Source organism: Streptomyces sp. NPDC014870 (genome assembly GCF_043081505.1).
In the GTDB taxonomy this organism is placed as follows: domain Bacteria; phylum Actinomycetota; class Actinomycetes; order Streptomycetales; family Streptomycetaceae; genus Streptomyces.
In genome coordinates this window covers 150,153-172,602 of the sequence record NZ_JBIBWQ010000005.1, presented here as the reverse complement: position 1 = coordinate 172,602, position 22,450 = coordinate 150,153, and the positions used below count along the sequence as shown (strand labels likewise).

Below are 22,450 nucleotides of genomic sequence, written 5' to 3'. Positions count from 1 at the left end.
GTGTGCAATGGAACGCGTGCCAGTGCTCGACGAACCCCTGAAGAACCTGCTCGGCGCCGCCACCGCGAAGGTGATGGCCGAGCACCTCGACCTGCGGACGGTCGGGGACCTCCTGCACCACTACCCCCGGCGGTACGCCGAGCGCGGCGAGCTCACCGCCCTCGCCGACCTGCCCCTCGACGAGCACGTCACGGTCGTCGCGCAGGTGGCCGACGCCCGCGTGCTGACCTTCAACAAGGGCGGCCGGGGCAAGGGCCAGCGCCTGGAGGTCACGATCACCGACGGCAGCGGCCGGATGCAGCTGGTCTTCTTCGGCCGGGGCGTCCACTTCCACCAGAAGGAGCTGCTGCCGGGCCGGCGCGGGATGTTCGCCGGCAAGGTCGGGGTCTTCAACCGCAAGCTCCAGCTCACCCACCCCGAGTACAAACTCCTGGACGCCGAGAGCAGCGACGAGACGGTCAAGGCCTTCGCGAACGAACTGCTGCCGATCTACCCGGCCTGCAAGCAGCTGGAGTCCTGGACCATCGAGCAGTCCGTCTCCATCGCGCTCGACTCCCTCGCCGCCACCGGCTGGGCCGGTCTCGCCGATCCGCTGCCGCCCGCCCTGCGCGAGGGCCGCGGCCTCACCGAACTGCCCGAGGCGCTCCAGAAGGTCCACCGGCCGCGGACGAAGGCCGACATCGAGGACGCCCGGGAGCGGCTCAAGTGGGACGAGGCGTTCGTCCTCCAGGTCGCCCTCGCCCGCCGCCGGTACGCCGACACCCAACTGCCCGCCGTCGCCCGCAGGCCCACCCCCGGCGGGCTTCTCGGCGCCTTCGACGCGAAGCTGCCGTTCACCCTCACCGACGGCCAGAAGAAGGTCTCCAAGGAGATCTTCGACGACCTCGCCACCGAGCACCCCATGCACCGCCTCCTCCAGGGCGAGGTCGGATCGGGCAAGACGATGGTGGCCCTGCGGGCCATGCTCGCCGTCGTCGACGCCGGGGGACAGGCCGCGATGCTCGCCCCGACGGAGGTCCTCGCCCAGCAGCACCACCGTTCGGTGACCGAGATGATGGGCGAGCTGGCCGAGGGCGGGATGCTGGGCGGCGCCGAGCACGCCACCAAGGTCGTGCTGCTCACCGGCTCCATGGGGACCGCCGCGCGCCGCCAGGCGCTGCTCGACCTGGTCACCGGCGAGGCCGGGATCGTCATCGGCACGCACGCCCTGATCGAGGACAAGGTGCAGTTCCACGACCTCGGCCTGGTCGTCGTCGACGAGCAGCACCGCTTCGGCGTGGAGCAGCGCGACGCCCTGCGCGGCAAGGGGAAGCAGCCGCCGCACCTCCTGGTCATGACCGCCACGCCGATCCCGCGCACGGTCGCCATGACCGTCTTCGGTGACCTGGAGACCTCCGTCCTGGACCAGCTCCCCGCCGGGCGCTCCCCGATCGCCAGCCATGTCGTCCCCGCCGCCGACAAGCCGCACTTCCTCACGCGCGCGTGGGAACGCGTGCGCGAGGAGGTGGAGAACGGCCACCAGGCGTACGTCGTCTGCCCGCGCATCGGCGACGACGAGGACGAGAAGAAGAAGGCGAAGCAGAAGGCGTCCCCCGAGGACGAGGCGGAGAAGCGGCCGCCGCTCGCCGTCCTGGAGGTCGCCGAGAAGCTCCGCTCCGGCCCGCTCACCGGGCTGCGCGTCGAGGTCCTGCACGGCCGGATGCACCCGGACGACAAGGACGACGTCATGCGCCGCTTCGCGGCCGGCGAGGTCGACGTCCTGGTCGCCACCACCGTCATCGAGGTCGGCGTCAACGTCCCCAACGCCACAGCCATGGTGATCATGGACGCCGACCGGTTCGGCGTCTCCCAGCTCCACCAGCTCCGCGGCCGCGTCGGCCGAGGCTCCGCCCCCGGCCTCTGCCTCCTCGTCAGCGAGATGCCCGAGGCCAGCCCCGCCCGTCAGCGCCTGACCGCCGTCGCCTCCACCCTCGACGGCTTCGAACTCTCCCGGATCGACCTCGAACAGCGCCGCGAGGGCGACGTCCTCGGCCAGGCCCAGTCCGGCGTCCGCTCCTCGCTGCGGATGCTCACCGTCATCGACGACGAGGAGGTCATCGCCGCCGCCCGCGAGGAGGCCACCGCCGTCGTCCTCGCCGACCCCGACCTTTCCGACCACCCCGAGCTGCGCACCGCGCTCGACGCCCTCCTGGACAAGGAGCGGGAGGAGTTCCTGGAGAAGGGGTGACGTCACACCGCGCCGACCGGCCATATCGTGGAGGCACTGACCAGAGAACCGCAGAAGGAACAGGGACCTCCCATGACCCGCGTGATCGCCGGCACCGCCGGCGGACGCCGACTGGCCGTGCCGCCCGGCAACGGCACCCGTCCGACCTCCGACAGGGCGCGCGAGGGCCTCTTCTCCACCTGGGAGGCGCTCCTCGGCACCCTCACCGGGACCCGCGTCGCCGACCTGTACGCGGGCTCGGGCGCCGTCGGCCTGGAGGCCCTCTCGCGGGGCGCCTCCCACGCCCTGCTCGTCGAGGCGGACCAGCGCGCGGCGAGGACCGTACGGGAGAACATCCGCGCCCTCGCCCTGCCCGGCGCCGAGCTGCGCACCGGCAGGGCCGAGCAGATCGTGACGGGACCGGCCCCCGCCGAGCCGTACGACCTGCTCTTCCTCGACCCTCCCTACGCCGTCTCGGACGACGATCTTCGGGAGATCCTCCTCACACTCCGCTCCGGGGGCTGGATCGCGGAGGATGCCGTCGTCACCGTGGAGCGCAGCACCAGAGGCGGCGAATTCGGCTGGCCGGACGGTTTCGAACCGCTGCGGTCCCGTCGCTACGGCGAGGGAACGTTTTGGTACGGTCGCGCCGCCTCTACGTGCGAAGACGCACGATGACCGGACCGGAGAGCGAGGGACCCAAGTTGCGCCGCGCCGTCTGTCCGGGGTCATTCGACCCCATCACCAACGGACATCTCGACATCATCGCCCGCGCCTCCAAGCTGTACGACGTCGTACATGTCGCGGTGATGATCAACCAGTCCAAGCAGGGACTGTTCACGGTCGACGAGCGGATCGAGCTGATCCGCGAGGTCACCGCCGACTTCGGCAACGTCGAGGTCGAGTCCTTCCACGGCCTCCTGGTCGACTTCTGCAAGCAGCGCGACATCCCCGCGATCGTCAAGGGCCTGCGCGCGGTCAGCGACTTCGACTACGAGCTGCAGATGGCGCAGATGAACAACGGGCTCTCGGGCGTCGAGACCCTGTTCGTCCCCACCAACCCCACCTACAGCTTCCTGTCGTCCTCCCTGGTCAAGGAGGTCGCGGCCTGGGGCGGCGACGTCTCCCACCTGGTCCCGCAGGCCGTCCTCGGCCGGCTCACCCAGCGGCTGGCCGAGCGGCGCGCTCAGCAGTGACCCCGCGCGACCGTCACTGACGGTCCGTCACCTGGTGTCGGACGGGGGACGACTGCCCTTACAGTCGTCCCGTCCGTCTCCATCCAGCTGTAGAGAGTGGCGAGCACCCGGTGGACGTGCAGAAGAAGCTCGACGAGATCGTTGCGACGATCACCAGCGCCCGCTCCATGCCCATGTCGGCGTCCTGCGTGGTCAACCGCGCCGAACTGCTCGACATGCTCGAAGAGGTACGGGAGGCCCTGCCGGGCTCCCTGGCCCAGGCGCAGGAGCTGATCGGCGGTCGCGAGCAGATGGTCGAGCAGGCCCGGCAGGAGGCCGAGCGGATCATCTCGGCCGCCCACGCCGAGCGCGGCACCCTGATCTCCGACACCCAGGTCGCCCGCCAGTCCCAGGACGAGGCCGACCGGATCCTCTCCGAGGCCCGCCGGGAGGCCGAGGAGATCCGCGCGGAGGCGGACGACTACGTCGACTCCAAGCTCGCCAACTTCGAGGTCGTCCTCAACAAGACCATCGGCTCCGTCGACCGGGGCCGCGAGAAGCTCCTCGGTCGTGGCCCGGGTCTGGACGAGAACGGCTACGCCGAAGAGGACGCCCCCGAGTACAGCGCCGACCCGCAGACCCTGATCAGCCGGGCCGACGAGTACGTCGACGCCAAGCTCGGCGCCTTCGAGGCCGTTCTCTCCAAGACCCTGGAGGCCGTCGGCCGCGGCCGGCAGAAGCTGCACGGGCGGATCGCCACGGACGACCTCGGCGCGCACATGGCGGCCCAGGACGCGGCGGGCGGCGGCGTGCACACCAGCGACGCGGACTACCTGGCCGGACTCGCGGAGCTGGCCGACCCGGAGCCGGTGCAGCAGCCCGTCCACCAGCAGACCCCGCAGATCCCGGCCCAGCAGCCGGACCCGTACGCGTACCAGCAGCAGGCGCAGCACCAGGACCCGTACGCGTACCAGCAGCAGGCGGATCCGTACGGTTACCAGCAGCACCAGGACCCGTACGCGTACCAGCAGCAGGCGCAGCACCAGGACCCCTACGCGTACCAGCAGCCGCAGCACCAGCCGCAGGCCGCCGCGCTCGACGAGACCAGCTTCTTCGACACGAGCATGATCGACCTGGAGCAGCTGCGGCAGTACGAGCAGGGCCACGGCCACGGTCAGGGCCACTGAGCGAGCGGGCCGCGGGGTCCGGATTGGGCCCTGAGCGAAGCGTCCAGTATCCTGGCTCTTCGGTCGCGCGTATGCCCGCGATCCTTGCTGCCCGCTTCGTCTCTCGATTCGAACACGGCAGCCCCCTCACGAACCGAAAGCAGGAAGAGCCCTGAGCACGCGCCTCGACCACCGCAACCCCCTCGTGTTCGACACACACGAGCTGGGGCGGCGTCCTGGTGCCCTTCAGCGGCTCTCCCGTTCGGTGGCGGCCCCCAAGGACTTCGGTGTCGAAGGGGTCGTCGGCGTGCCGGAAGGCGCGACCGTGGAAATCGATCTCCGTCTTGAGTCGGTCATGGAAGGGGTGCTTGTCACAGGCACCGCCCGTGCGTCGGCCGAGGGGGAGTGCGTAAGGTGTCTGGAGCCCGTCGAGCTTGATCTCGACGTGGACTTCCAGGAGATGTTCTCGTACCCCGACTCCGACGACCGGGGCCGCTCGAAGGCGGTCGCGGACGACGAAGCCGAGGACGACGAGGACATGATCCCCCTCGAGGACGGCATGTTCGACCTCGAACCCGTGCTGCGTGACGCGGTGGTGCTCGCACTGCCGATGCAGCCGGTGTGCCGGGAGGACTGCGAAGGTCTGTGTTCCGCGTGCGGAACCAACCTGAACGACAACCCGGACCACCACCACGATGCCGTCGACATGCGTTGGGCGGCACTGCAAGGACTCGCCGGTTCGCTGGGAACCGATGAGAAGGACAACATGAGCGGCGCCGAAGCTGGCGTCGACGAGAAGCAGGAGAAGTAGCCGTGGCTGTTCCGAAGCGGAAGATGTCGCGCAGCAACACGCGCCACCGCCGGTCGCAGTGGAAGGCTGCGGTCCCCACCCTGGTTTCGTGTGAGCGTTGCCAGGAGCCGAAGCTGCAGCACATCGCGTGCCCGAGCTGCGGCACCTACAACAAGCGCCAGGTCCTCTCGGTCTGAGTGGCTGGTGAGAGGCGCGATGTCTGAGTCCATCAAGACGGACAATGCCTCGTCCCACACGCTTCTGGAAGGGCGGCTCGGGTATCAGCTCGAGTCCGCCCTTCTGGTGCGTGCGCTGACGCACCGCTCGTACGCGTACGAGAACGGCGGCCTGCCCACCAACGAGCGTCTGGAGTTCCTCGGGGACTCGGTGCTCGGACTGGTGGTCACGGACACGCTGTACCGCACCCACCCCGACCTGCCCGAAGGCCAGCTGGCCAAGCTGCGGGCCGCGGTGGTCAACTCGCGTGCGCTGGCGGATGTCGGTCGCGGCCTCGAACTCGGCTCCTTCATCCGGCTCGGCCGGGGCGAAGAGGGCACGGGTGGCCGGGACAAGGCCTCCATCCTCGCCGACACCCTTGAAGCGGTGATCGGCGCGGTCTATCTCGACCAGGGCCTCGACGCGGCCTCGGAGCTGGTCCACCGGCTCTTCGACCCGCTGATCGAGAAGTCCTCGAACCTCGGTGCCGGCCTGGACTGGAAGACCAGTCTCCAGGAGCTCACCGCGGCCGAGGGCCTTGGTGTTCCGGAGTACCTCGTCACCGAGACGGGGCCGGACCACGAGAAGACCTTCACTGCTGCCGCCCGCGTCGGTGGTGTCTCGTACGGCACCGGCACCGGCCGCAGCAAGAAGGAAGCGGAACAGCAGGCGGCGGAGTCCGCCTGGCGCGCGATTCGCGCGGCGGCGGACGAGCGTGCGGCGGCGGCGAAGGCCGCGGCCGAGGCCGGCGACGCCGTTCCGGCCGCCGAGCGGTCGGAGCAGCCGGAGAACGGCGGGGTGCCGACGCCCGCCGACGAGGCTTCCGCCTGACCCTTCGTCTTCGACGCCCCGGGCCGGGACCCCCACAAGGGTCCCGGCCCGGGGCGCTTTCGTGTCAGTGCCCGGCGGTAGGCTTTTCGGGCACCGTTCCCGTATCCCCTCCGGAGGAGTCCCGTGCCCGAGTTGCCCGAGGTCGAGGTCGTACGGCGCGGTCTTGAGCGCTGGGTCGACGGGCGGACCGTGGGCGAGGTCGAGGTCCTGCACCCGAGGGCCGTGCGCAGGCACCCGGCCGGCGGCGCGGACTTCGCGGCCCGCCTCAAGGGCCACCGCTTCGGGACCGCGCGCCGGCGCGGCAAGTACCTCTGGATTCCGCTGGCGGACTCCGACGCCTCCGTCCTCGGCCACCTCGGGATGAGCGGTCAGCTGCTCGTCCAGCCCGAGGCCGCTCCTGACGAGAAGCACCTGCGCATCCGCGTCCGCTTCCAGGACGGTCTCGGCACCGAGCTGCGCTTCGTCGACCAGCGCACCTTCGGCGGGCTCTCGCTCCACGAGAACACGCCGGACGGACTGCCCGACGTCATCGCGCACATCGCCCGCGACCCGCTGGACCCGGAGTTCGACGACGCCGCCTTCCAGGCCGCGCTGCGCCTGCGCCGTACGACGATCAAGCGGGCGCTGCTCGACCAGACCCTGATCAGCGGCGTAGGCAACATCTACGCGGACGAGGCGCTCTGGCGCGCCAAGCTGCACTACGAACGCCCGACCGCCGGGCTCACCCGCCCCCGCTCGGCCGAGCTGCTCCAGCACGTCCGCGACGTCATGAACGCGGCCCTCGCCGCGGGCGGAACCAGCTTCGACAGCCTGTACGTGAACGTGAACGGCGAGTCGGGCTACTTCGACCGCTCGCTCGACGCCTACGGCCGCGAGGACGAGCCGTGCCGCCGCTGCGGGACCCCGATGCGCCGACGGCCCTGGATGAACCGGTCGAGCTACTTCTGCCCGCGCTGTCAGCGCCCGCCGCGCGCTACGGCGTGACGCGGGCGGCCTCCCGGGCCGCGTCGTACCGCTCGCGCGCCGAGATCACCTGCGGCATCCGGCCCTCGACCAGCTCGATGAGGCCGACGAGGCGCTCCGCGACCTCCTGGCCCAGCGGCGTGAGTGTGTAGTCCACCCGGGGAGGGTTCGTCGGCTGGGCCTCGCGGTGCACGAGCCCGTCGCGCTCCAGGGCTTGCAGGGTCTGCGACAGCATCTTCTCGCTGACCCCGTCGACCCGGCGGCGCAGCTCGTTGAAGCGGAACGACCCCTCATGGAGCGCGCCGAGGGTGAGGATGCCCCACCGCCCGGTCACGTGCTCCAGCGTGCCCCGCGACTGGCAGGCCCGGGCGAACACGTCGAAGGCGAAGTCGGCAGCGAGGTCGTCAGTCATGGCTTCACCGTACTCCGGCACCGTATGTCCGCACAGCGCTCACCAGGAGAAAGCGCTCCCGGGTCGCTACCCGGCGGCCACGACCGTGCCGGCCGTGACCTGAGGAGGGTTGGGGAGCAGGGGCGCGAGGTTGTCCTTCACGAAGTCCGCCGCCCGCTCGATCGACTCCTCGGCCCCGGATCGGTCTTCGAAGACGCTGGTGGAGACCATCACTCCCTCTCCGGCATCCACCCAGTAGTAGGCCACGAAGCCGGGGACCCGGCGGAGGAGAGGGACGAATCCCTCGTCCACTCGACGTCCCGCCTCGGCAGAGTCGGTCACCCCTTCGTAACGCCGCATCACCGCGTACATGGCTGATCTCCTCCGCGATCCCAAGGACACCTTGCGCGAATCGACCTTCCCCCACCAAGTGTCTCAGCGGCGGCTCCCCGCCCGCCCCATCCTGGTGGCGCGGTCGCCTGACGCACCTGCGGAAATCTCAGAAGCCGAAGTCCTGCGTCCACCACGGGCCGCCGTCGGCGAAGTGCACGCCGACGCCGAGCGTCGTGTAGTCGCAGTTCAGGATGTTCGCGCGGTGGCCGTCGCTGTTCATCCACGACTCCATCACGGCCGCCGCGTCGGCCTGGCCGCGGGCGATGTTCTCGCCGGCCATGCCGGTCACGCCCGCCTGGCGAGCCCGCTCCCACGGGGTGTCGCCGTCGGGGTCCGTGTGGTCGAAGAAGCCGCGCGCGGCCATGTCGGCACTGAAGTCGCCCGCGAGCTTCGCGAGCGCCGCGTCCGGGCGCACCGCGCTGCAGCCGACCTTGGCCCGCTCGTCGTTGACCAGCCGGACGACCTCGGCCTCGGCGGCAGCGGCGCGGCTCAGGGCCGGGGCGGCCGGCGCTGCGGGCGCCTCGGTGCGCGGGGCGGGCTTCACGGTCGTCGGGGCCGGCTTCGGCTTCGCCGGCTTCGACGGCGCGGCGGCCGGCTTCGACGGCTTCGGGGCGGCGGTCGTCTTCGACGGCTTCGGCTTCGGCGACGGGGTCGCGGAGGGGGACGAAGGGGCGGTGCTCGGGGCGGCCGGCTTCTTGTACGCGGAGGCGGCCGCGGACGACGGGCTCGTCGGAGAGGCGGACGAGCCGCCCTGCGTCGTCAGCTCCGGGGCCTGCCGGGACTGCGTCTGCTCCGTACCGGAACCCGCGCTGCCCACGGTGAGGGTGTCCCCGCCGGGCAGCAGGCCCGAGGTGAAGGCGACCGTGCCGACGGCGACCGCGGCGGAGGCGCCGAGCAGTCCGGTGCGCAAAGGCGTGCCGTGCCTCCTGCGATGGCGTCCCATCCCGCTTCCTCCCTGACATTTCTGCGGTGCTGTCTTTGCTGATCTTTGCTTCTGCGGGCTTGTCGAATGCGATGCGCCCGAACGGGTGAGTCGCATTCGGTCGGGACTGTACGCCATGACACGAGGGGGTGGTGTGCTCTGTGATTAATTGGCCAGCTAGCGTTCAGTCATGAACGAAGACGTCCGGCTGACCGCCTGGGTGCGCGGCCGAGTACAGGGAGTGGGCTTCCGCTGGTTCACCAGGGCAAACGCACTGGAGATCGGCGGTCTGGTCGGCTTCGCCCTCAACCTCGACGACGGCCGTGTCCAGGTGGTGGCCGAGGGGCCGAGTGAGAATTGCCACCGCCTCCTCGACTGGCTGCGCTCCGCCGACACTCCCGGGCGCGTCGACGGCGTCACCGAGATATGGGGCACTCCGCGCGGCGGCTACGACGGTTTCGCGATCCGCTGACGACCCCCTCGAAACGGCTCCGTCCGATGGCCTGCGCGGCCCTCGGGCGGACGTTCGGAGAAGGGTCGCCGAAGGGGAAATGACCTGCTGGTTGCCGAGAAGGGCTTGCGGTGCGCAGTCGCGCGCGGAAGGATGATCGCGACGCCCCTGAGGTACCGAGTTGCGAGGCGCCGCCGCCTGCTGTGCGGCCGCGGCCCCCCGGTCGCCCCTTGATACAGGGCGTGATCGTGTTGACCGTCAAACTTTTTGGTGAGACTCTGGAAGCCCCGCGCACCTTAGCTGTTTGGCAGTACGAACCGGCACGACATGAAGCACTGCCGAGCACCGCGGGTGCGAAATCCCTCACGACCCACACCGCTTCGGTCGGTCACTCAGTGTGGAGGACCATCCATCATGGCAAAGGCGCTTCTCGGTTACGTCGGCGGCTCCGACCCGCGACTCCTCGCCGAGATGCGACGGCTTCAGCAGCGCGTCCAGGACCTCGAGTCCGAGCTTGTACGGATTCAGTCCGAGAACGACGCGCTCAACGCTGCCGCCGCACAGCATGGCGAGTCGCTGCTCGACAGCATCGACCTCGACGTTCCCAAGGCGGAGCCTGCGCTCACCTGACGGTCGGCACCATCGGACAGTCAGCCCCGACGGTCAGCCCCGTGCCGGGGCAAGGTGAGAAACACTCTCGCTGGCACAGCTAGATATGCAAGGGACGCTCAGGCGTCCCTTCTTTCTTGAGTCTCTCGTCCGTCCCCCAGGTCCCACCCCCGGTTCTTACCGGAGGGTGTGCCCTGCACCTTCATGGGTGAAACGCGCAACCCCAGGTAGAGTCCCGGGGCGTGCATCTCAAGGCCCTGACGCTCCGCGGTTTCAAGTCGTTCGCCTCCGCCACCACGCTGCGGTTCGAACCGGGAATCACGTGTGTCGTCGGGCCGAACGGGTCCGGCAAGTCCAACGTCGTGGACGCGCTGTCCTGGGTCATGGGCGAGCAGGGCGCCAAGTCGCTGCGCGGCGGCAAGATGGAGGACGTCATCTTCGCCGGCACGACCGGCCGGCCGCCGCTCGGCCGTGCCGAGGTGTCGCTGACGATCGACAACTCCGACGGCGCCCTGCCCATCGACTACGCCGAAGTCACCATCACGCGGATCATGTTCCGGGGCGGCAGCAGCGAGTACCAGATCAACGGCGACACCTGCCGGCTGCTCGACATCCAGGACCTGCTCTCCGACTCCGGCATCGGCCGCGAGATGCACGTCATCGTCGGCCAGGGCCAGCTCGACTCCGTCCTGCACGCCGACCCGATGGGACGCCGAGCCTTCATCGAGGAGGCCGCCGGCGTCCTCAAGCACCGCAAGCGCAAGGAGAAGGCGCTGCGGAAGCTGGACGCGATGCAGGCCAACCTCGCGCGCGTGCAGGACCTCACCGACGAACTGCGCCGCCAGCTCAAGCCGCTCGGCCGCCAGGCGGCCGTCGCCCGCCGCGCCGCCGTCATCCAGGCCGACCTGCGCGACGCCCGCCTGCGGCTGCTCTCCGACGACCTCGTACGCCTCCAGGAGGCGCTGAGGACCGAGGTCGCCGACGAGGCCGCGCTGAAGGAGCGCAAGGAGAGCGCCGAGAACGAGCTGAAGGCCGCCCTCGCCAAGGAGGCCGACCTGGAGGACGAGGTCCGCAGGCTCGCCCCGCGCCTCCAGCGCGCCCAGCAGACCTGGTACGAACTCTCCCAGCTCGCCGAGCGGGTACGGGGCACGATCTCGCTCGCCGACGCGCGCGTGAAGAGCGCCACCGCCCAGCCGCCGGAGGAGCGCAGGGGCCGCGACCCGGAGGACATGGAGCGCGAGGCCGCCCGCATCCGCGAGCAGGAGGCCGAGCTGGAGGCCGCCCTCGAAGCGGCCGAACGCGCCCTGGAGGACACCGTCGCCCACCGCGCGGACCTGGAGCGGGAACTCGCGGTCGAGGAGCGGCGGCTCAAGGACGTGGCCCGCGCCATCGCCGACCGGCGCGAGGGGCTCGCCCGGCTGCACGGCCAGGTCAACGCCGCCCGCTCGCGCGCCGCGTCCGCCCAGGCCGAGATCGACCGGCTCGCCGCCGCCCGGGACGAGGCGCAGGACAGGGCCGTCGCCGCGCAGGAGGAGTACGAGCAGCTCAAGGCCGAGGTCGACGGACTCGACGCGGACGACAGCGAACGGGGGGAGCGGTACGAGACGGCCCGCCGCGACCTCGCCGAGGCGGAGGCCGCGCTGACCGCCGCCCGCGAGGCCGCCACCGCCGCCGACCGCAGCCGCGCCGCGACCCGGGCCCGCCACGAGGCACTCTCCCTCGGCCTGCGCCGGAAGGACGGCACCGGGGCGCTGCTCGACGCCCGCGAGAGCCTGACCGGGCTGCTCGGCCCGGCCGCCGAACTCCTCACCGTCACCCCCGGATACGAGGTCCCGCTCGCCGCCGCGCTCGGCGCGGCTGCGGACGCGGTCGCCGTCACAGGACCTGCCGCGGCGGCCGAGGCCCTCCGCCTGCTCCGCAAGCAGGACGCGGGCCGCGCGGCGCTGCTGCTCACCGGGGTCACCGAGGAGAGCGGTTCGCCCGACTCCGGCGCCACGTCCTCGGCCGTCCCCGCCACCCGGCTCGTCGACGGACCCGCCGAACTCATCGGCGCCGTCCGCCGGTTGCTCCGGGACGTCGTCGTGGTCGACGGGCTCGACGAGGCCGTCGAGCTGGTGCGGGCCCACCCCGGGCTCACCGCCGTCACCGCCGAGGGCGACCTGCTCGGCGCGCACTACGCGCAGGGCGGCTCCGCAGGGGCGCCCAGCCTCCTCGAAGTGCAGGCGTCCGTGGACGAGGCGGCCGCCGAACTGGAGGAGCTGGAAGCGCGCTGCGAGGCGCTCGCCACCGGGCAACGGGACGCCACCGAGGCGCGCCGCACCGCCGCCGCGCTCGTCGAGGAGCTGGCCGAGCGCCGGCGGGCCGCCGACCGCGAGAAGTCACAGGTCGCCCAGCAGCTCGGCCGGCTCGCCGGTCAGGCCAGGGGCGCCGCGGGCGAGGCCGAGCGGACCGCGGCCGCCGCCGCCCGCGCCGAGGAGGCGCTGGAGAAGGCGCTGTACGAGGCCGAGGAGCTCACCGAGCGGCTGTTCGTCGTCGAGGAGACCCCGGCCGAGGAGGAGCCCGACACCTCCGTGCGCGACCGGCTCGCCGCCGACGGCGCCAACGCCCGCCAGACGGAGATGGAGGCCCGGCTCCAGCTCCGTACCCACGAGGAACGCGTCAAGGGGCTCGCGGGGCGGGCCGACTCCCTCGACCGGGGAGCCCGCGCCGAACGCGAGGCACGCGCGCGTGCCGAGCAGCGGCGGGCCCGGATGCGGCACGAGGCGGCGGTCGCCGGGGCCGTGGCCGCCGGTGCGCGCCAGCTCCTCGCCCATGTCGAGGTCTCCCTCGTCCGGGCCGAGCAGGAGCGCGCCCTCGCCGACGCCGCGAAGGGCGCGCGCGAGCGGGGCCTGTCCGCCGCCCGCACCCGGGGACGCGACCTGAAGGCCGAGCTGGACAAGCTCACCGACTCGGTGCACCGGGGCGAGGTCCTCGGTGCCGAGAAGCGGATGCGGATCGAGCAGTTGGAGACCAAGGCCCTGGAGGAGCTGGGCGTCGAGCCGGCCGGTCTCGTCTCCGAGTACGGCCCCCACCAGCCGGTACCGCCGTCGCCGCCCGCCGAGGGCGAGGAGCTGCCGGAGGACCCCGAGCACCCGCGCAACCAGCCGCGGCCGTTCGTCCGTTCGGAGCAGGAGAAGCGGCTCAAGGCCGCCGAGCGGGCGTACCAGCAGCTCGGAAAGGTGAACCCGCTGGCCCTCGAGGAGTTCGCGGCGCTCGAGGAGCGGCACCAGTTCCTCTCCGAGCAGCTGGAGGACCTCAAGAAGACCCGGGCCGACCTCCTTCAGGTCGTGAAGGAGGTCGACATCCGGGTCGAGCAGGTCTTCACCGAGGCGTACCGGGACACCGCCCGCGAGTTCGAGGGCGTGTTCTCCCGCCTCTTCCCCGGCGGCGAGGGCCGGCTGATCCTGACCGACCCCGACAACATGCTCACCACCGGAGTCGACGTGGAGGCCCGCCCGCCGGGCAAGAAGGTCAAGCGGCTCTCGCTGCTCTCCGGCGGTGAGCGTTCGCTGACCGCCGTGGCGATGCTGGTCTCCATCTTCAAGGCCCGCCCCAGCCCGTTCTACGTGATGGACGAGGTCGAGGCTGCGCTCGACGACACCAACCTCCAGCGGCTGATCCGGATCATGCAGGAGCTCCAGGAGTCCTCGCAGCTGATCGTGATCACGCACCAGAAGCGGACGATGGAGGTCGCGGACGCGCTGTACGGCGTCTCCATGCAGGGCGACGGCGTCTCGAAGGTCATCAGCCAGCGGCTGCGGTGATCCCCACAGACCCACCCCATCAACTTCAAGTCTTGAACGCATCGGACCAGAGGGTTTGTTTTAAGTCATACGACATCAGGTATTGACTTCGAAACTTGAAGGCATAGTCTCTGCAACGTTGCTTTTACCTTCACGTGGTGGGCGGCGTGATGTTGTGCGCCACTGGAAGGGCTCGCCCCCCACGCCCCGGCGACGCCGCCGGAGCCTAGGAGTCCATGTGCCCCACACCGCGCAGGCGCCCACGCCGCCGCCGTCCGAAGGCCGGGCCGCCCACCCGGACCACCTCGGCCACGTCATCTTCATCACGGCCTCGGCCGCGATGGGCGGATTCCTCTTCGGCTACGACAGCGCCGTCATCAACGGTGCCGTCGAGGCCATCCGGGACCGCTACGACATCGGCTCCGGCACCCTGGCCCAGGTCATCGCCATCGCCCTGATCGGCTGCGCCATCGGCGCCGCGACCGCGGGCCGGATCGCCGACCGCATCGGCCGCATCCGCTGCATGCAGATCGCCGCCGTGCTCTTCGCCGTCAGCGCCGTGGGTTCCGCCCTGCCCTTCGCCCTCTGGGACCTCGCCCTCTGGCGGATCGTCGGCGGCTTCGCCATCGGCATGGCCTCCGTCATCGGCCCGGCGTACATCGCCGAGGTCGCCCCCGCCGCCTACCGCGGTCGCCTCGGCTCCTTCCAGCAGGCCGCCATCGTCATCGGCATCGCCATCTCCCAGCTGGTCAACTACGGCATCCTGCAGCTCGCCGACGGCGACCAGCGCGGCGAGATCGGCGGCCTCGAAGCCTGGCAGTGGATGCTCGGCGTGATGGTCGTCCCCGCCCTGCTCTACGGCCTGCTCTCCTTCGCGATCCCGGAATCGCCCCGCTTCCTCATCTCGGTCGGCAAGACCGACCGGGCGAAGGAGGTGCTCTCCGAGGTCGAGGGCCACGGGGTGAACCTCGACCACCGCGTCGCCGAGATCGAGCAGGCGATGCGCAGCGAGCACAAGTCCACCTTCAAGGACCTGCTCCAGGCCGGCACCCGGTTCAAGCTGCTGCCCATCGTCTGGGTCGGCATCGGACTCTCGGTCTTTCAGCAGCTCGTCGGCATCAACGTCGCGTTCTACTACTCCTCGACGCTCTGGCAGTCGGTCGGCATCGACCCCACCAGCTCGTTCTTCTACTCGTTCACGACGTCGATCATCAACATCATCGGCACGGTCATCGCGATGGTCCTGGTCGACCGGGTGGGCCGCAAGCCGCTCGCGCTCGTCGGCTCCGTCGGCATGGCGATCGCCCTCGCCTTCGAGGCCTGGGCCTTCTCCGCCGACCTCGTCGACGGCAAGCTCCCCAACACCCAGGGCGTCGTGGCGCTCGTCGCCGCCCATGTCTTCGTGCTCTTCTTCGCCCTCTCCTGGGGCGTGGTGGTCTGGGTCTTCCTCGGCGAGATGTTCCCCAACCGGATCCGAGCCGCCGCCCTCGGCGTCGCCGCCTCCGCGCAGTGGATCGCCAACTGGGCCATCACCGCGAGCTTCCCGTCCCTGGCGGACTGGAACCTCTCGGGCACGTACGTCATCTACACGGTCTTCGCCGTGCTCTCCATCCCCTTCGTGCTCAGGTACGTGAAGGAGACCAAGGGCAAGGCGTTGGAGGAGATGGGCTAAACCCCGCTGCCCCCCTCCTCGCACCGGGACTGCCCCGGCCAGGGCCCTATGCCTTGAGCCGGGGCAGCACCGTCTCCCCGAGCAGCCGCAGTGACCGCCACCCCTCCTCGACCGGCATCCCGCCGCAGAGCGGATGGAGCACCAGGCTCTCCAGCTCCTGCCCGAGCGCCACGCACTCCTCGGGCGTGACGATCCGGTAGACCCCCTCGGCGCGCAGCTCGGCCACCGTCGTCGCCGCCGAGCGCACCGCGGAGGTGATGTCCTTCGACTGCCAGGACGCGTACGTCCGCGCCTCGTGCAGGAAGTGCTCCCCGTACAGCTCCCACGTCCGGTCCGGGTCCTCCGCGACGTGCAGCAGCGGGGTCTTCTCGGCCGGCATCATCGTCCAGCCCTCCGTGCCGTACTCCGTGCACCGCTCCCGGTAGTACGTCTCCAGCTCCGGCAGGTGCGCGCTGGGGAAGAGCGGCAGTCCGAGGCGGGCCGCGCGCCGCGCCGCCGCCTTCGACGAGCCGCCCACGAGCAGCAGCGGATGCGGCTGGGTGAAGGGCCGCGGGGTGACCCGTACCGTACGGCCCTCGTACGTGAAGGGCTCGCCGGACCACGCCTTGAGCAGGGTCTCCAGGAGCAGGTCCTGGAGCTTGCCCCGGCGGCCCCAGTCGACCCCGCGCTCCTCGTACTCCTCCGGCCGGTAGCCGATGCCCGCGACCGTCACCAGACGGCCGCCGCTCAGCAGGTCGAGGACGGCGATCTCCTCCGCGAGCCGCAGCGGGTCGTGCAGCGGCCCGATGATCGCTGAGACGGTGACCGCGATCCTCCTCGTTGCGCCGAAGACCGCGCCCGCGAAGGCGAAGGGGGAGGGCAGCCAGTTGTTGGCCGCGCCGTGGTGCTCCTCGGTCTGGACGGTGTCCACGCCGTGCTCGTCGGCGTAGGCGGCCATGGCGAGGGCGGCCCGGTAGCGCTCCGAGAGGGACGTGGGGGTCGCGTGCGGATCGACGAGGTTGAACCGTACGACTGTGAAGGGCATGGGAAGTCCCCCTCCGCGCGTGGGATGCCGGCGAAGGGGGACGGTATCTGACGTGGCGTCAGATGAGAACGGTCCGGGTCAGACGGAAACCGACGCGCTGGCCTCGGCGGGCGCCTCGGCCGGCTCCGCGGCGACCCGCGCCCGGTCGCGCCGGTCCCTCGGCAGCACCGCGTACAGCACGCCCGCGACCACGATCGTCGCCGCCCAGCCGAGTCCGTTCTCGCCGACCCAGGACGCGGCGAGCGGACCGGAGAACCAGTCGACCTTCGTGAACAGCAGCCCCACGACGAGCGCCACCGCCCACGCGGTCATGGCCTGCCAGGCGTAACCGCCCCGGTACCAGTACGCGCTGGTCCGGCCCGTGTCCATGAGCGCCTCGCCGTCGTACGAGCGGCGGCGCAGCATGTCGACGCCGAAGACTCCGATCCACGCCGAGAACGCCACCGCGAGCAGCGTCAGGAAGGAGATGAACGAGCCGATGAAGCTGGTCGCCACCACCATCAGCAGGAAGCCGAAGACCAGGCTGATCACGGCGTTCACACTGACCGCCGCCGCACGCGAGACCTTGATGCCGAGCGTCTGCGCGGTGAACCCCGCCGAGTACATCGACATCGAGTTGATCAGCAGCATCCCGATCAGCGCGATCAGCAGGTACGGCACCGAGATCCAGGCAGGCAGCAGCTCGCCGATGAACGAGACCGGGTCCTGCGCCGAGGCCAGGTCCGGGGTCGCCACCGCCATCACCGCGCCCATCAGGACCATCGGCAGCACGACGATCCCGGCACCGCCGACCGTGGTGCCGACCATCGCCTTCGAGGAGGCGGTGCGCGGCAGATAGCGGGTGAAGTCCGGGCCGGAGGGCACCCAGCTGATGCCGCCCGCCGCGATCGTGCCGATGCCCGCGATCATCATCGCCGTCGAACCGGCCGGCTTGTCGAAGACCGCCGACCAGTCGGTGTTCGCGACCAGATAGACGAGCACGAGCACCGAGAACGCGCCGAAGAGATACGTCGACCACGTGCTGCACACCCGCAGCGCGTTGATGCCGAGCCCGGACACCAGGAAGGTACAGGCGACGAAGAGCAGCAGCGTGATGACGATCAGCGCGGTGTTCGACTCGATCCCGAAGAGCAGGTCGAGCACGGTGAGGACGGCGTACGCGCCGGTGACCGCGTTGATCGTCTCCCAGCCCCAGCGGGCCACCCAGATCAGCGAGCCGGGGAAGAGGTTGCCGCGCTGGCCGAACACGGCCCGCGACAGCGCCATGCCGGGGGAGCCGCCGCGCTTCCCCGCGATCGATATCAGGCCGACGATCCCGTACGAGAGGATCGGCGCGGCCGTCGCGACGACGAGCACCTGCCAGAAGTTCAGGCCGTTGAAGACGATCAGCCCGGCGCCCATCGTGAGAAGAAGCACACTGATGTTGGCGGCCACCCAGGTCGGGAACAGCTCGCGGACGCGGCCGGAGCGCTCGGCGTCGGGGACGGGTTCGAGACCGCGCGTCTCGACTGCGCTTTCGGCTTCCACGGGGGAATCCGCGGCGGTTTCGGGGGCAGGGGGCATGGCGGTACTCCGTGCGGGGTGTGGGGGACCCACACAGCGTACGTGCTCCTCCTACGGTCCGTTCGTGGCCGATACTGGACCCGTTATGGAACTCATTCTTGCTGTAGTCATCGCCCTGGTCGTCGCCGTCGCCGTGACCAGCGGGCTCGTGATCAGCGGCCGCAAGAAGAAGCAGCTGCCACCGCCCGAGGCACCGTCCACCACGCCGACCATCACCGCTCCGCCCGCCGAGCCGCACGTCGGCGAGGAGGCGGAGACACCGCGGGAAGAACCACGCCGCACCATCGAGGAGGTCGACCTCCCGACCGCGGAGGAGGCCGTCGAGGCCCCCGCCGCCGTCGAGGACCCGGTCGTCGCCGAGGCGCCCGCGCCCGAGATCGAGATCCCCGAGCCGACCGCGGGCCGTCTCGTCCGGCTCCGCGCCCGCCTCGCCCGCTCCCAGAACTCCCTCGGCAAGGGGCTCCTCGCGCTGCTGTCGCGGGACAACCTCGACGAGGACACCTGGGAGGAGATCGAGGAGACCCTGCTCACCGCCGACGTCGGCGTCGCCCCGACCCAGGAACTGGTCGAGCGGCTGCGCGAGCGCGTCCGGGTGCTCGGCACCCGTACCCCCGACGAGCTGCGCGGCCTGCTGCGCGAGGAGCTCGTCACCCTCCTCGGCCCCGACTTCGACCGCTCCGTGAAGACCGAGAGCGACCCCGGCACCCCGGGCGTCGTCATGGTCGTCGGCGTCAACGGCACCGGCAAGACCACGACCACGGGCAAGCTCGCCCGCGTCCTGGTCGCCGACGGCCGCTCCGTCGTCCTCGGCGCCGCCGACACCTTCCGTGCCGCCGCCGCCGACCAGCTCCAGACCTGGGGCGAGCGCGTCGGCGCCCGCACTGTCCGCGGCCCCGAGGGCGGCGACCCGGCGTCGATCGCCTTCGACGCCGTCAAGGAGGGCATCGCGGAGGGAGCCGACGTCGTCCTCATCGACACCGCCGGCCGACTGCACACCAAGACCGGTCTGATGGACGAGCTGGGCAAGGTCAAGCGGGTCGTCGAGAAGCACGGCCCGCTCGACGAGGTCCTGCTCGTCCTCGACGCCACCACCGGCCAGAACGGCCTGGTCCAGGCGCGTGTCTTCGCCGAGGTCGTGGACATCACCGGCATCGTGCTCACCAAGCTCGACGGCACCGCCAAGGGCGGCATCGTCATCGCCGTCCAGCGCGAGCTGGGTGTCCCGGTCAAGCTCGTCGGCCTGGGCGAGGGCCCGGACGACCTGGCCCCCTTCGAGCCGGGCGCCTTCGTCGACGCCCTCATCGGGGACGGGGCCTAGAGCGGCCCGCGGTACGCGTCGGGGCCCCGGGGTGTTCAGCACCCCGGGGCCCCTTCGCGACTGCGGGCCCGACTAGAAGTGTGTGCGGTGGCAGATGTACGCCAGCGTGCCGAGCAGCAGCCGCGCCTGCGGCGGCGCTCCCGCCGTGTCCAGCGTCGGCGGGCGCAGCCAGCGGACCGGGCCGAGGCCGCCGAGGTCCGAGGGCGGCGCCGTCAGGTGCTCGCCAGGACCCAGGCCCCGCAGGTCCAGGTCCGCGTCGTCCCAGCCCATCCGGTAGAGCAGCTGCGGCAGCTCCGCCGCCGCGCCGGGCGCCACGAAGAACTGGGCCCGTCCCGTGGGCGTCGCGCAGACCGGGCCCAGCGGCAGGCCCATGCGCTCCAGGCGGATCAGCGCCCGCCGCCCCGCCGGCTCGGCGACCTCGATCACGTCGAACGACCGGCCCACCGGCAGCAGCAGCGCCGCGCCCGGGTAGCGGGCCCACGCCTTGGTCGCGTCGTCGAGGCCCGCGCCGGCCGGGACCGGCTCGGCGAAGGAGAGGGGATGCGCCCCCGGGGCCGTACAGGACGCGTCCCCGCAGGAACACTGGCCGGAGACGGCCCGCGCGCCGGGAACGACGTCCCAGCCCCACAGTCCGGTGTACTCGGCCACCGCTGTGCACTCAGTGGTGCGGACGCGGCGGCGTGAGCCCGTCCGCATCTCACGAATGCCGCCGATCGTGAAGCCCATGCCCCCTCCAACGGGTCGGACGCGCCGGTGGTTACGACCCGGATCGCCACCGTCACGCTCCGTCGCCGGGGGTGGCGTGCGGAGGCGGGCGAGGTGGTGCGGTCCGTGGCGCGCGCCTGCTGGCGCTCCGGTCCGCCGACCCTGGTTCGTCGCATGTCAAGTGAATCGCGTTCCGTGCCGAGCGAGTTCATTCGAAGGGGTGGCGAATGGTGGCGTTTCTTGAAACCGCCTCGCGAGAGGGGTGATCGTAGGATTACTTTCGGTGCTCGAACCCCTGAGTCCTTGCGCACGCGGGTATGCCGGAGGCAACCCGCTTTCCCGTTCGAAGGAGTAGAAGCTCCGGACGGACGCCGCAAGACACGGCATTCTGTTAGGGGTTCGCGCAACAGAGTCTCGACCTGGATGGGGGCGTTCCTGTGGGCGGCAACGGCGCAGACGGTACGACTGCCGGCAAGCGCCCGAACGAGCAGCTGAGCTCGTGGTTCGTGCGGAGCGGCTGGTCGAAGGGCGAACTGGCGCGCCAAGTGAACCGCAGGGCGCGCCAGATGGGCGCGCACCACATCTCCACGGACACCTCGCGCGTGCGCCGCTGGCTCGACGGCGAGCAGCCGCGCGAGCCGATCCCCCGGATCCTCTCCGAGCTGTTCTCCGAGCGGTTCGGCTCGGTCGTCGCCGTCGAGGACATCGGGCTGCGCACCGCGCACCAGGCGCCGTCCGTCTCCGGGGTCGACCTGCCCTGGGCCGGTCCCCAGACCGTCGCCCTGCTCAGCGAGTTCTCCCGCAGCGACCTCATGCTCGCCCGCCGCGGCTTCCTCGGCACCTCTCTCGCGCTCGCCGCCGGACCCTCCCTCATCGAGCCGATGCAGCGCTGGCTCGTCCCGACCCCGCCCGGCGAGCCGGGACCGCCCGAGCCGATCCCCACCGGCCACCGCCCCGGCAAGCTCTCCGCGATGGAGCTCGACCTCCTCGAATCCACCACGGCGATGTTCCGCCAGTGGGACGCCCAGTGCGGCGGCGGGCTGCGCCGCAAGGCAGTCGTCGGCCAGCTCCACGAGGTCACCGACCTCCTCCAGGAACCGCAGCCGGCCGCCACCAGCCGGCGCCTCTTCCGGTGCGCGGCCGAACTGGCCGAACTGGCCGGGTGGATGAGCTACGACGTGGGCCTGCAGCCCACCGCCCAGAAGTACTTCGTGCTCGCCCTGCACGCCGCGAAGGAGGCCGGGGACAAGCCGCTCGGCTCGTACATCCTCTCCTCCATGAGCCGGCAGATGATCCACCTCGGCCGGCCCGACGACGCCCTCGAACTCATCCACCTCGCCCAGTACGGCAGTCGCGACTGCGCCACCCCGCGCACCCAGGCCATGCTGTATGCGATGGAGGCCCGCGCCTACGCCAACATGGGCCAGCCCTCCAAGTGCAAGCGAGCCGTCCGGATGGCCGAGGACACCTTCGCCGACGTCGGCCTCGACGGCGAGCCCGAGCCCGACTGGATCCGCTTCTTCTCCGAGGCCGAACTCAACGGCGAGAACTCGCACTCCTACCGCGACCTGGCCTATGTCGCCGGACGCTCCCCGACCTACGCCTCGCTCGCCGAGCCCGTCATGGAGCGGGCCGTCCAGCTCTTCGAGAAGGACACCGAGCACCAGCGGTCGTACGCGCTCAACCTCATCGGCATGGCCACCGTCCACCTCCTCAAGCGCGAGCCCGAGCAGTCGGCCGTCCTGGTGGAGAAGGCGCTCGGCGTCGCCAGGAGCGTCCGCTCCGAGCGGGTCAACACCAGGCTGCGCAAGACCGTCGACACCGCAGCCCGCGACTTCCGCGACGTCGCCGAGGTCGTCCAGCTCACCGACCGGCTCACGGCCCTGCTCCCCGAGACGGCCGAGGCCGTCTGACCCGACGGACGGCCGAGCCCGTCCCGCCCGCCGGCCCGTACCAGGGCCCCGCACACTCCGGCCGCGACACCGTTCCCGTACTGCCCGACTCGGCTCCCCCGCCGCCAGGACACCAGGGACGGCTGTCGCGGCCGGTCCCCTTCTTGCGCCTAAACCGGCGCCGCTCTCGCGGATGTGGCTGATCTCCGCAGTGGTAACTCAAGCGATGGTTGCGGTCTTGGGGCGGTAGGCGCGTTACACGTCCGTGACCCGGACGTTCACAGTCGCGTAACACGTCCCACCCCTTCGTCACTGCGGCGAAACATCGTGCGGCATCGGCGGAAACGGCCCTGCGCGAATCTCTGGCGCATAACCGGCCAC

General features: G+C 71.1%; 20 protein-coding genes. 14 read left to right on the top strand and 6 right to left on the bottom strand.

Annotation, left to right across the window (positions count from 1 at the left end; translation table 11 throughout):
- Positions 1–7 precede the first annotated feature (7 nt).
- The 8 genes from recG (at position 8) to mutM (ending at position 7,368) form a co-directional block, all read left to right on the top strand.
- Positions 8–2,227: an ATP-dependent DNA helicase RecG gene (recG, locus tag ACF09C_RS16385; protein WP_392092134.1), complete on the top strand. Its 2,220-nt coding sequence runs from the start codon at positions 8–10 to the stop codon at positions 2,225–2,227.
- Between the two features lie 72 nt (positions 2,228–2,299).
- A complete protein-coding gene (rsmD, locus tag ACF09C_RS16380; RefSeq protein WP_392092133.1) occupies positions 2,300–2,884 on the top strand; it encodes a 16S rRNA (guanine(966)-N(2))-methyltransferase RsmD in 585 nt (194 codons plus the stop codon).
- A 26-nt stretch (positions 2,885–2,910) separates the two neighbouring features.
- Positions 2,911–3,402: a pantetheine-phosphate adenylyltransferase gene (gene coaD / locus ACF09C_RS16375; RefSeq protein WP_392092400.1), complete on the top strand. Its 492-nt coding sequence runs from the start codon at positions 2,911–2,913 to the stop codon at positions 3,400–3,402.
- 110 nt (positions 3,403–3,512) lie between these two features.
- A complete protein-coding gene (locus ACF09C_RS16370) occupies positions 3,513–4,568 on the top strand; it encodes an ATP synthase F0 subunit B (RefSeq protein ID WP_392092132.1) in 1,056 nt (351 codons plus the stop codon).
- Between the two features lie 184 nt (positions 4,569–4,752).
- On the top strand, positions 4,753–5,358 hold the full coding sequence (locus tag ACF09C_RS16365; RefSeq protein ID WP_392092131.1) for a YceD family protein: 606 nt from the start codon (positions 4,753–4,755) through the stop codon (positions 5,356–5,358).
- 2 nt (positions 5,359–5,360) lie between these two features.
- Positions 5,361–5,534, top strand: coding sequence for a 50S ribosomal protein L32 (gene rpmF / locus ACF09C_RS16360; RefSeq protein ID WP_015036448.1), 174 nt, complete (start codon positions 5,361–5,363; stop codon positions 5,532–5,534).
- Between the two features lie 19 nt (positions 5,535–5,553).
- Positions 5,554–6,384 carry a ribonuclease III gene (rnc, locus tag ACF09C_RS16355; RefSeq protein ID WP_392092130.1) on the top strand — a complete coding sequence of 277 codons (831 nt, stop codon included), beginning with the start codon at positions 5,554–5,556 and terminating at the stop codon, positions 6,382–6,384.
- 123 nt (positions 6,385–6,507) lie between these two features.
- On the top strand, positions 6,508–7,368 hold the full coding sequence (mutM, locus tag ACF09C_RS16350; protein WP_392092129.1) for a bifunctional DNA-formamidopyrimidine glycosylase/DNA-(apurinic or apyrimidinic site) lyase: 861 nt from the start codon (positions 6,508–6,510) through the stop codon (positions 7,366–7,368).
- On the opposite strand, the gene ACF09C_RS16345 is transcribed toward mutM, so the two are convergent.
- The 3 genes from ACF09C_RS16345 to ACF09C_RS16335 all read right to left on the bottom strand — a co-directional run bounded on the left by ACF09C_RS16345 (position 7,358) and on the right by ACF09C_RS16335 (position 9,074).
- Entirely contained in the window at positions 7,358–7,759 is a 402-nt protein-coding gene (locus tag ACF09C_RS16345) for a winged helix-turn-helix transcriptional regulator (RefSeq protein ID WP_392092128.1), read from the bottom strand. The two genes, mutM and ACF09C_RS16345, sit on opposite strands and share 11 nt — an antisense overlap.
- Positions 7,760–7,825: 66 nt before the next feature.
- The gene (locus ACF09C_RS16340; RefSeq protein ID WP_392092127.1) at positions 7,826–8,110 is read right to left on the bottom strand and encodes a hypothetical protein; all 285 of its coding nucleotides are present in this window, start codon (positions 8,108–8,110) and stop codon (positions 7,826–7,828) included.
- A gap of 127 nt (positions 8,111–8,237) precedes the next feature.
- Positions 8,238–9,074, bottom strand: a complete 837-nt coding sequence (locus ACF09C_RS16335) for a CAP domain-containing protein (RefSeq protein ID WP_392092126.1) — start codon at positions 9,072–9,074, stop codon at positions 8,238–8,240.
- Between the two features lie 169 nt (positions 9,075–9,243).
- Between ACF09C_RS16335 and ACF09C_RS16330 the strand changes: the two genes are divergently transcribed.
- From ACF09C_RS16330 to ACF09C_RS16315, 4 genes are all read left to right on the top strand, one after another.
- Positions 9,244–9,525 (top strand): acylphosphatase, encoded by a 282-nt coding sequence (locus ACF09C_RS16330; RefSeq protein ID WP_392092125.1) that lies wholly within the window; start codon positions 9,244–9,246, stop codon positions 9,523–9,525.
- A 393-nt stretch (positions 9,526–9,918) separates the two neighbouring features.
- A complete protein-coding gene (locus ACF09C_RS16325) occupies positions 9,919–10,134 on the top strand; it encodes a hypothetical protein (protein WP_352190317.1) in 216 nt (71 codons plus the stop codon).
- A 221-nt stretch (positions 10,135–10,355) separates the two neighbouring features.
- Positions 10,356–13,916, top strand: coding sequence for a chromosome segregation protein SMC (gene smc, locus ACF09C_RS16320; protein ID WP_392092124.1), 3,561 nt, complete (start codon positions 10,356–10,358; stop codon positions 13,914–13,916).
- 217 nt (positions 13,917–14,133) lie between these two features.
- On the top strand, positions 14,134–15,567 hold the full coding sequence (locus ACF09C_RS16315) for a sugar porter family MFS transporter (protein ID WP_392092123.1): 1,434 nt from the start codon (positions 14,134–14,136) through the stop codon (positions 15,565–15,567).
- Between the two features lie 46 nt (positions 15,568–15,613).
- Here ACF09C_RS16315 and ACF09C_RS16310 read toward each other — a convergent pair whose 3' ends face one another.
- Positions 15,614–16,591 carry an LLM class flavin-dependent oxidoreductase gene (locus ACF09C_RS16310; protein ID WP_392092122.1) on the bottom strand — a complete coding sequence of 326 codons (978 nt, stop codon included), beginning with the start codon at positions 16,589–16,591 and terminating at the stop codon, positions 15,614–15,616.
- Between the two features lie 78 nt (positions 16,592–16,669).
- On the bottom strand, positions 16,670–18,154 hold the full coding sequence (locus ACF09C_RS16305) for a cytosine permease (protein ID WP_392092121.1): 1,485 nt from the start codon (positions 18,152–18,154) through the stop codon (positions 16,670–16,672).
- A gap of 85 nt (positions 18,155–18,239) precedes the next feature.
- Here ACF09C_RS16305 and ftsY point away from each other — a divergent pair, with 85 nt between their 5' ends.
- Entirely contained in the window at positions 18,240–19,472 is a 1,233-nt protein-coding gene (gene ftsY / locus ACF09C_RS16300) for a signal recognition particle-docking protein FtsY (protein ID WP_392092120.1), read from the top strand.
- A gap of 72 nt (positions 19,473–19,544) precedes the next feature.
- Here the strand turns inward: ftsY and ACF09C_RS16295 are convergent, their stop codons facing one another.
- Positions 19,545–20,198, bottom strand: coding sequence for a bifunctional DNA primase/polymerase (locus tag ACF09C_RS16295; RefSeq protein ID WP_392092119.1), 654 nt, complete (start codon positions 20,196–20,198; stop codon positions 19,545–19,547).
- A gap of 416 nt (positions 20,199–20,614) precedes the next feature.
- Between ACF09C_RS16295 and ACF09C_RS16290 the strand changes: the two genes are divergently transcribed.
- Positions 20,615–22,090: a hypothetical protein gene (locus tag ACF09C_RS16290; RefSeq protein ID WP_392092118.1), complete on the top strand. Its 1,476-nt coding sequence runs from the start codon at positions 20,615–20,617 to the stop codon at positions 22,088–22,090.
- Positions 22,091–22,450 lie beyond the last annotated feature (360 nt).